The sequence below is a fragment of the Streptomyces sp. MBT65 genome, assembly GCF_016612545.1.
GTDB lineage: Bacteria > Actinomycetota > Actinomycetes > Streptomycetales > Streptomycetaceae > Streptomyces.
The window spans coordinates 21,934-30,556 of the sequence record NZ_JAENRY010000083.1 but is presented as its reverse complement, the minus strand read 5'-3'; the positions used below and the strand labels follow the sequence as shown (position 1 = coordinate 30,556).

Here is an 8,623-nt window from a genome sequence, read left to right as displayed (position 1 = left end):
GTCCGCGGAGAGATGAACAACCGCGCGGCCAGGCTGCGGTTGTTCATCTCTCCGCGGACCGTCGAGAAGCATGTCGCGAGCCTGATGCTGAAGACCGGGCGGCCCAACCGGGCCGAACTCAGCGCGTATGCGGCGGCGATGGGGCAGGGGGCGGGGTAGGCGGCGGTAGGTAGCGGTAGGCCGGGAGCTGGGGGAGTCTGCCAACTCCTCGGCGCCTTCAGGCATTACGGGTGCTCGGCGTCTTCAGGGTCTTCGGGGTCTTCGGGGTCTTCGGCGGACAGGATCTTCTCCAGCCAGGTGACGACGGTCTCGGTCGCCTCGTCCGGAGGGGGCATGGCGATGCCGAGCGCGTTCTCCCGCTGCCACAGCTCGAAGACCACCCGCTCCTGCGGATCCACCACGGTGTGACCGTCGGCCCGCAGCGTCGCGACATGGCGTCGCACGGGTGCCTTGACCCACATGCTCCGGTTCATGTTCGGGAAGAAGAGCGCGGGCCGGTCGGCGGCCAGCAGCGCGGTCTGGGCCGGCGTGGCCGCGAGGCCGAGCGCGGCGGAGGCGAGCGTGTTCGCGGTGGCGGGCAGCACCACGATCCCCGCCGACCGCTTGGCGAACTCGGTGGGGTTGAGCGCCGGATCGTCGCTGGTGTAGGCCTCGTCGGCGTACCACGCGACCACCTGCGGCTGGATGAACCGCGCGGCGCTGTGGGTCAGCAGCACGCGCAGACCGAGGTCGATCTCCTGGCGGAACCAGGTGAGATAGGCCGGGAGCTGATTCGCCGCGCTGGAGCCGCAGACGATGACTGACAGGGTGTCGTCTCGCATGCGCCCACCCTGCCCGGCGCCGCTCCGTGCCGTATGGGGGCGGCGCCCCCATTTCGCGCGTCCGGGCGCCCCGGAAACACGGGTGCCGTTCCCCCATGTCCCCGCGCCGCCCCGCTGACAGTGTCGTCGCCGGACGCCTCCCCACCGGGTGGCACCGCTCGACAACCCGATCCACACAGGGAGGTGAAACAGATGAAGAAGATCACCGTTCGCAAGACCGGCTCCATCAAGCTCACGTCGTCCGCCGCGCTCTACAGCCCCGAGGGCTGCTGACGCCTGCGGTCCGTACCCGTACCTGTCCCCGTCATGTCCCAGGGGCGGTACGGGTACGGACCCGCACCGTGACATCGACATCCCTGCGGACCGGCGAGGAGGCCCGGGACACCCATGTCGGCCATCGAATTCCACCCCCTGACGTTCGTCGACGAGGCCGACGGCGTCGTGGTGGGGCGCTCTGACATCCAGTCCTACGCCGTCCTGCCCGACGACGGTGCGGCGCTGCTGCGCCGGCTCGCCGAAGGCATGGCGCTCGACGAGGCCGCGGGCTGGTATCTCACCGAGTTCGGCGAGTCCGTCGACATCGGCGACTTCATCGAGACCCTGCGCGAACTGGGCTTCGTCAAGGACGACATCGAGGACATCAGGGAGGACGTCGAGAAGGGCGGAGCGGAGCCCGGGCCGGAGAAGAGCGTCCGGCCGCTGCGGTTCCGGCGGCTGGGCGGGTGGGCGTTCTCGCCGCCGGCCTGGGTCGCGTACACGGCCCTGGTCACCGCGTGCGTCACCCTGCTGGTGACGGAACCCCGGCTGCGACCGCACACCGCCAACGTGTTCTTCAGCCCCTCCCTCGTGCTCGTGCAGGTGTCCCTGGCGCTGGCACAGGTGCCCGCCGTGAGCTGGCACGAGTTCTTCCATGTGCTGGCCGGGCGCAGGCTGGGCCTGCCGACCAGCCTGACGATGAGCCGCCGGCTGATCTACCTGGTGGTGGAGACCCATCTGGACGCGCTGTACAGCGTCCCCCGCAGGAAGCGGTATCTCCCCTTCCTCGCGGGGATGCTCGCCGACGTCCTGCTGTTCAGCGCGCTGACCGTGCTGGCCGCGACCGGTCCGTCCTGGGCGGGCGGACCCGCGCTGGCCGTGGCCTACACGATCGTGCTGCGGCTGGTCTGGCAGTTCTATCTCTTCCTGCGCACGGACCTGTACTACGTCGTCACGACCCTGCTCGGCTGCACCGCCCTGCACGAGGCGACCTCCGCGTACCTGCGCGGCAGGCTGCGCCGACTGCCGGGAGTACGGCCGCCCGACGAGGTCGACGACTCGGCGTGGTCGCCGCGGGACCGGCTGATGGCGCCCTGGTTCGCCCTGCTGACGATCTGCGGCGGGGGCTTCCTGCTGGCGACCGCCGCGCTGGCCGTCGTACCCCTGCTGTGGGGCTTCGCCACCCGGCTCGGACCGCAACTGGCGCACGGCACGGCGGGCGGTGCCGGGTTCTGGGACTCGATCGTGTCGCTCGTCCTCTTCTTCGGCGACTTCGCCCTGCTGCTCGTGGTCTCCCGCCGCGAGGCGGCCCGCAACCGCAAGCACCGGCGGTGAACGCCACGAGCACGATCAACGCGCCGAGCACGATCAACGCGACGAAAGCTGTCAACTCGACGTAATGCTGCATGACTTGACGTAAGGAGACGCCATGAACACCCGCCTGTGGCACAGCGGCCCCGAGGCATCCGCTCCGGAGCCGGCCGATGTGTCCGTCAGCTGCCACAGGCGGCTGCGCGGCCCCTACACCGGAGCCGGCACCCTGATGCGGGCGCTGGTGCCGTCGGTGTACGACCGGCGGCCGGACCTGGTGGACCGGCACGCGATAGAGATCCTCTCGGTGGCACCGGAGTTGCAGGACCGCATCGGCGCCGGTCCCCAGACGCTCACCTCCGTGGCGACACCGGAGGAACAGACCCGCGTCTACGCGGCGGTGCGCACCCGCCGTCTCGCCCACGGTCTGGTCGAACTCCTCGTCGCCTACGCACAGTTGAGCACTCCCGGCGCACTGCGGCTGGCGTTCGCCGACGCCGACGAGGCCGACCACACCGACCAGGAGTTCCTGGCGATCCTGCTGCGGCGCACCCAGGGCACCCGCGTCGCCGTCTCCGTGAGCAGCCGCGGAGGGAACCTCACCGACGAACTCGCCGCCGCACTCGACCGGTACGCCCGCCCCGCCGACGTACCCGCGCCCGATCCCGGTCCCGCCCGCGACCAGGACCGGCTGCTGCACGCGTACGTCGACTCCGACGGCACCTCCGACGACCCGGACGAACTGGCCGCCTACCGGGCCGCCGACCCGGACACCCGCGCCCGGCTGCACGACGAACGGGCCGAGCGGCTACGGCGCGACGGTGACCTGAGCCTGCGGCTGGGCGCGATCCCGTACCACCTCGAACACGGCGGCGACCCGGCCGCGGCGGGCGGCGACGCCCTCTACGAGGCGGTCTACCACTGCGCCGGGATGGGTTTCTGGCACGCGATCCTCGACTACGCCCCCCGGGTGCGGGCCCTGGTCGGCCCCGGGCGGGCGGAGGTGTACGCGCAGGTCACCGGGAAGATGTCCTCGGCGCTGGCCTTCCTGGGACGCACCGCGGAGGCCGAACGCTTCTATCTGGAGGTGCGCGGCCGGTACGCCCTTCCGCTGACCCAGATCTTCACCGGGTACGCGCTGTCCATGCTCTACACCCGGCTGCATCCGCCGGAGCGGCGGGACCATGTGGTGGCGAAGGCGTACGTCAACAGCTCGGTCACCGTGGCGACCCTGCTGCCCGATCCCGAACTGCGCACGTTCCACACGGTGTTCCAGCTCAACGGGCTCGCCCTGGTCGAGATGCACCTGGGCAATCTCGCGGAGTCCTTCCGGCTGGTGGACGAGGGGCTGGACCGGATGGAGCGTGAACTCCCGGTCGACCGGCACCGGTTGCACCGCTCGGCGCTGCTCCACAACCGGGCCAGGGTGCATGCGGCGCTGGGCCGGCCCGCCGAGGCCCTGGCCGACTTCACCGCGGTCATCGCGCTCGACCCGAACTACCCCGACTACTACTTCGACCGTGCCGACGTCCTGCAGAAACTGGGTGACGACGCCGCCGCGCTGGCCGACTACGACACGGCGATCACGCTCGGTCCGCCGTTCTGGGAACTGCACTACAACCGGGCCGACTTGAGGGCCAGGTCGGACGACACGGAGGGCGCGATCGCCGACCTGGAACGCGTCGTCGAACTCGAACCCGACCAGCTCGACGCCCGCGTCAACCTCATCGGACTGCTCCTGGAGACCGACGCGGCGAAGGCGGCCCTCCCGGTCCTGGAGGAGGGGCTCCGGCTCGACCCCGACGACGCCCGGCTGCTCCAGCTCCGGGGACAGCTCGCCTGGGAGTCCGGCCAACGGGCTGCCGCCCGCCGCGACTTCGACCTCGCGCTCGACGCCGACCCCGGCTGCGTGCCGGCGCTGGCGAGCCGCGCCACGCTCCTGTTCGAGGACGGCGAGCCCGCCGCCGCCCTGCGCGATCTGAGCCGGGCGATCGAGTCCCGCCCCGACGACCCCGACCTGCGCCACAACCGCGGCCACGTCCATCAGCAGACCGGCGACTGGCGGTCCGCCGCCGAGGACTACACCCACGCCCTCACCCTCCCGGACGCCGACGTACCCGAACTCCTCCGGCAGCGCGCCCGCTGCCACGAGCACCTCGGCGACACCACGGCGGCGGAGTCCGACCTGGAACGCGCCCGAGCGGCGTCCGGCCCGGCCGTAGCGGTGGGTGCGGCATGACCGTCCTTCCGGTGCCGAGGGACGGGCTGGCGGAGCCCGTCTCCGGAGACAGGGCCGAGGCCTCCACGCTCGCGCCGGACCCCTTCCACCGCTTCATGCGCACCTGGGCCACCGGCATCACCGTGGTCACCACCCGTCGGGCGGAGCGGCTGTTCGGCTGTACGGTCACCGCGTTCACCTCGGTCTCCCTGCGGCCCGCGCTTCTCCTGGTCTCGCTGGCCCGCGGCAGTCGTACCCTCGCCGCGGTCCAGGAGCGGGGAGTGTTCGCGGTCAACGTTCTCCCCGACGATCTGGGGGCGCTCGCCGACCGCTTCGCCACGATGCCCGGCGACCGGTTCGCGACGGTGGCGCACCGTCTGGTCGAGGGCGTGCCCGTCCTGGAGGAGGCGATGGCCTCGGTGGTGTGCCGGGTGCACAGTGCCGTGCCGGTCGCCGACCACATGCTCGTCCTGGGGCACCCCGTCGACTACGGCGGCTTCCGCGAGAGCCGGCCCCTGCTCCGCTTCGACGGCCGTACGACGACGTCCCGGTCCCTGAGCAGCCCCTAGGGGGAGCCTCCACCTGCGTCTCCACCCGGATTTCCACCCGTGGGTCCGGGAGCTTTTCCGGCGTCGGCGGGAGAGTCGGTCTCAGGAAAACGCACGGCGGGCACCCCGCCGGAGACCGAGGAGTGGGACGTCATGACGGACATGGAGCAGGCACTGACGATCAGCGGGGGCATCTTCGCGGTGATGATGCTGACGCAGTACGGGCGCCGCAAGTACGACCTGCACAAGGTGCTGATGCCGATCGGCACGGTGTCCGCGGTCGGCTACTTCTATCTGAAGGGGATGCCCACCCAGCACGTCGACCTCGTGGTCTATCTGGTGGGCGCCGCGATCGGGCTGGCCTGCGGAGTCGTCGCCACGTTCACGACCGGCGTGGAGCGCGACCCGGCCTCGGGCCAGGTCCACACCCGGTGCGGCGCCGGCTTCGTGGCGATCTGGACGGCGGTGGTCGGCCTGCGTATCGCCTTCATCTACCTCGCCGAGCACAACACCGGGTTCCGCGACCACCTCGGCACCTTCATGGCCGAGCACCAGATAGTGCAGGACGCCATCGCACCGTTCTTCGTCATCATGGCGCTGGCCATGGTCCTCACCCGGGTGTTCCTGCTGCTGGCCCGCGTCCGGCTGCTGCCGGTGGCCGGTACCCGCGGCGAGGCCCTCACCCAGGGGTCTTCACCAGTCCGTGGATGAACGCGTACTTCACGGCATGCGCCCGGTCCCGCAGATGCGCCTTGGAGAAGAGGTTGTTGATATGCGTCTTCACCGTGGCCTCGCTGACCACCAGCCGCTCGGCGATCCCCCGGTTGGTGAGCCCCTCGCCGATCAGCGTGAGGACCTCGACCTCCCGGGGCGTGAGTTCCGGGGCGAGTCCCGCGCCCGAGCGCTCGACGGGCGCACCGCCCCGCGCGGCGGCGGCGACGAGCCGGTCCCGTACGGCGGGGTCGAGCACGGACTGCCCGGCCGCCGCGACCCGCACCGCCCGGGTGATGTCCTGCCGACCGGACTCCTTGGTGAGGTAGCCGCGGGCACCGGCGCCGAGCGCGGCGAGGATGTACTCCTCGTCGGCGAAGGTGGTCAGCACGACGACGGCGACCCGCGGGAAGCGTTCAGTGATCAGCCGGGTGGCCTCGACCCCGTCCATCCGCGGCATGTTGAGATCCATCAGGACCACATCGGGCGCGTGCTCCTCGGCGGCCCGCACGGCCTCCCCGCCGTCCTTCGCCGTCGCCACGACCTCCACGCCGGGCTGCAGATCCAGTACGGTCGCCAGCGCCTCGCGGACGGCGGTCTGGTCGTCGGCCACCACCACCCTGACGACGGGCGGCTGTTCGCCCCGCTGCTCGTCGCTCATCCCGGGATCACCACGCGCACTCGCCAGCCTCCACTGTCGTCGCCGTCCACGATCGGCCCGGCCGAGACCGTGCCGCCCACCAGGTCGAGGCGCTCGCGCATCCCGACCAGCCCCATCCCGCTCCCGGCCCCGGCCAGCGGCCGCGAGCCCTCCGGCGGCGCGGAGTTGACCACTTCGAAGACGGTCGCCTCCGGCTGCCGTGCCCGGTACTCCAGGCGCATACGGACCGGTGCGCCGGGCGCGTACTTGTGCGCGTTGGTCAGCGCCTCCTGGGCGCAGCGCACGATCACCTGGGCGAGGCGGACGGGCAGTTCACGCGGTGGCCCGTCGACGGTCAGCGTACCGGCGTCGGAGGCGGAGGCGAGCAGGGACCGGAGCGTCTCCACCAGCGGCAGCGCGTCCTCCCGCAGGTCGCCGACCGTGCGCTGCACCTCGGTCAGTCCCGACCGCACCAGGCTCTGCGCCCGCTGGGCCGCCTGCCGGGCCCGTTCGATGTCACCGGACTCCAACAGGGCGTCGGTGACCTCGAGTTGCATGTTCACCCCGGCCAGCGAGTGGGCCAGGACGTCGTGCACGTCCCGGGCGATCCGGGCCCGCTCGGCGAGCGCCTCGGCCCGTGCCTCGGCCCGCGCGGCCAGCTCGGCCTGCTCGGCGGCGGCCCGGGCGGAGCGCAGCGCGTCGGTGTGGGCGCGGTTGGAGAGACCGACCAGCACGCTGACCCCAGTGAAGGCGCCCACGATCCACGAGGTGCCGTGGCCGCCCCACGGCAGCAGCAGCACACCGGCGCACAGGGCGCTGGTGGCCGCCGCGAACGGCAGCGAGCGGCGGCTGTCGAGGCGGTATCCGGCATGGCCGGTGGCGAAGTACGCGAACAGGGCCGAGGCCCCGGAGCGGTCCAGGCCCATCAGCGCGGCGGCCCCCGCCGACCAGGCGCACAGCACCGCGAGCTGCACACCGGGTGAGAGGTGGCCCTCGGGGATGAGCCGGGTGCAGAGCAGCAGCGACACCAGGACGAGCAGACACAGCACCGCGAGCCCGGTACCGGACGTCCCGATCGGACGTACGGTGATCGCGCCGACGGTGACGGCGGCCGCGGTGCCGAAGACCTGGATGGGGTTGTTGTCCGCCGTGGACCAGCGGACCAGGGCCTGAGCTCGGTTCATCAGGTCTCGCTCCCCGCTGTTGTCCGACCGCTGCGAAAGCTATCAGCGTGCGGTGGACCCGGTCCCGCAGGCGTCGGTCAGCGCCCGCCCGCCGCACCTTGCGCACTCTGCGCGTACGCGGTCGGTGTCACCCCGACCGTCGCCGTGAAGTCCCGGACCAGGTGGGCCTGGTCGGCATAGCCGAGCTCGGCGGCGAGGCCCGCCCAGTCCACGGGCTCCTCGGCGCCGGCCCGCTCCAGGGCCTCGTGGATGCGGTAGCGCAGGATGACCCACTTGGGGCCGACGCCGACGTAGGCGGCGAAGAGGCGCTGGAGCAGTCGTACGGACAGGCCCTCGGCGTGGGCGAAGTCGGTGACGCGGCGGATCGTGCGGTCGGTGCGGATGCGGTCGACGAGGGCGGTCGCGAGTTCGGCCTGCGGGTCCGGGCGCGGGTCGAGGCTCAGCAGGAAGGCGTCGAGCGCGGCGACGCGGACGCTCTCGTCGGCGGGGTCGAGGACGACGGCGGGGTCGGTGTCCGGGAACACCTCGGGCTGCCGCACGCGCAGCCCCGTCCACTCCGACACGGGCCGCTCAGGGGCGACGGCGACGGTACGGAAGGCGCCGGGCCGGAACTTGATCCCGCAGACCCGCCCCCGCCCCTCCAGCTTCTGGGCGAAGAGCCCGTGCGGGATGCCGGCGACCTCGACGAAGGCGTCCTCGCCGGCGAGCCGCTGGAACACGATGTGCACGGCCGGGTGCGGGACGACGTGCGAGACGTAGGGCTCGGTCAGGTCCCAGTCGATGAGCCAGTAGTGCTCGATGTACGGGCGCAGCGGCGGGGCGGGCTCGGGGCGGCGGAAGCGGACACGGGTGAGGAGTTCGGCGGGGTCGACGATTCCTCGGGTGTCACGGCGTGCGGCGGCCATGTGGGGATCGTAAGGGCGGATCCGGCTTGG

The 8,623-nt window shown here is 72.0% G+C and carries 9 protein-coding genes; 5 read left to right on the top strand and 4 right to left on the bottom strand.

Annotation, left to right across the window (positions count from 1 at the left end; all coding sequences use genetic code 11):
• Positions 1-12: 12 nt before the first annotated feature.
• Positions 13-159: a LuxR C-terminal-related transcriptional regulator gene (locus JHN63_RS54725; RefSeq protein ID WP_374222929.1), complete on the top strand. Its 147-nt coding sequence runs from the start codon at positions 13-15 to the stop codon at positions 157-159.
• A gap of 65 nt (positions 160-224) precedes the next feature.
• On the opposite strand, the gene JHN63_RS20245 is transcribed toward JHN63_RS54725, so the two are convergent.
• On the bottom strand, positions 225-821 hold the full coding sequence (locus JHN63_RS20245; protein WP_200682514.1) for a flavoprotein: 597 nt from the start codon (positions 819-821) through the stop codon (positions 225-227).
• Positions 822-1,208: 387 nt separating this feature from the next.
• Here JHN63_RS20245 and JHN63_RS20240 point away from each other — a divergent pair, with 387 nt between their 5' ends.
• From JHN63_RS20240 to JHN63_RS20225, 4 genes are all read left to right on the top strand, one after another.
• Positions 1,209-2,411: a hypothetical protein gene (locus tag JHN63_RS20240; protein ID WP_200682513.1), complete on the top strand. Its 1,203-nt coding sequence runs from the start codon at positions 1,209-1,211 to the stop codon at positions 2,409-2,411.
• 94 nt (positions 2,412-2,505) lie between these two features.
• Positions 2,506-4,626 (top strand): tetratricopeptide repeat protein, encoded by a 2,121-nt coding sequence (locus JHN63_RS20235; RefSeq protein ID WP_200682512.1) that lies wholly within the window; start codon positions 2,506-2,508, stop codon positions 4,624-4,626.
• Positions 4,623-5,174: a flavin reductase family protein gene (locus JHN63_RS20230; RefSeq protein ID WP_200682511.1), complete on the top strand. Its 552-nt coding sequence runs from the start codon at positions 4,623-4,625 to the stop codon at positions 5,172-5,174. Before JHN63_RS20235 ends, JHN63_RS20230 begins: the two co-directional genes overlap by 4 nt.
• A 132-nt stretch (positions 5,175-5,306) precedes the next feature.
• Positions 5,307-5,864, top strand: coding sequence for a hypothetical protein (locus JHN63_RS20225; RefSeq protein ID WP_200682510.1), 558 nt, complete (start codon positions 5,307-5,309; stop codon positions 5,862-5,864).
• Here the strand turns inward: JHN63_RS20225 and JHN63_RS20220 are convergent.
• The 3 genes from JHN63_RS20220 to JHN63_RS20210 form a co-directional block, all read right to left on the bottom strand.
• Entirely contained in the window at positions 5,833-6,525 is a 693-nt protein-coding gene (locus JHN63_RS20220) for a response regulator transcription factor (protein WP_200682509.1), read from the bottom strand. The two genes, JHN63_RS20225 and JHN63_RS20220, sit on opposite strands and share 32 nt — an antisense overlap.
• Positions 6,522-7,688: a sensor histidine kinase gene (locus JHN63_RS20215; protein ID WP_200682508.1), complete on the bottom strand. Its 1,167-nt coding sequence runs from the start codon at positions 7,686-7,688 to the stop codon at positions 6,522-6,524. Before JHN63_RS20215 ends, JHN63_RS20220 begins: the two co-directional genes overlap by 4 nt.
• A 77-nt stretch (positions 7,689-7,765) precedes the next feature.
• Positions 7,766-8,593 (bottom strand): helix-turn-helix domain-containing protein, encoded by an 828-nt coding sequence (locus tag JHN63_RS20210; protein WP_200682507.1) that lies wholly within the window; start codon positions 8,591-8,593, stop codon positions 7,766-7,768.
• Positions 8,594-8,623 lie beyond the last annotated feature (30 nt).

Bases quoted from the DNA above. Each gene is read 5' to 3' on its own strand.
- JHN63_RS20225 (WP_200682510.1), top strand. From the start codon at position 5,307: ATGACGGACATGGAGCAGGCACTGACGATCAGCGGGGGCATCTTCGCG.
- JHN63_RS20230 (WP_200682511.1), top strand. From the start codon at position 4,623: ATGACCGTCCTTCCGGTGCCGAGGGACGGGCTGGCGGAGCCCGTCTCC.
- JHN63_RS20245 (WP_200682514.1), bottom strand. From the start codon at position 821: ATGCGAGACGACACCCTGTCAGTCATCGTCTGCGGCTCCAGCGCGGCG.
- JHN63_RS20240 (WP_200682513.1), top strand. From the start codon at position 1,209: ATGTCGGCCATCGAATTCCACCCCCTGACGTTCGTCGACGAGGCCGAC.
- JHN63_RS54725 (WP_374222929.1), top strand. From the start codon at position 13: ATGAACAACCGCGCGGCCAGGCTGCGGTTGTTCATCTCTCCGCGGACC.
- JHN63_RS20220 (WP_200682509.1), bottom strand. From the start codon at position 6,525: ATGAGCGACGAGCAGCGGGGCGAACAGCCGCCCGTCGTCAGGGTGGTG.
- JHN63_RS20235 (WP_200682512.1), top strand. From the start codon at position 2,506: ATGAACACCCGCCTGTGGCACAGCGGCCCCGAGGCATCCGCTCCGGAG.
- JHN63_RS20210 (WP_200682507.1), bottom strand. From the start codon at position 8,593: ATGGCCGCCGCACGCCGTGACACCCGAGGAATCGTCGACCCCGCCGAA.
- JHN63_RS20215 (WP_200682508.1), bottom strand. From the start codon at position 7,688: ATGAACCGAGCTCAGGCCCTGGTCCGCTGGTCCACGGCGGACAACAAC.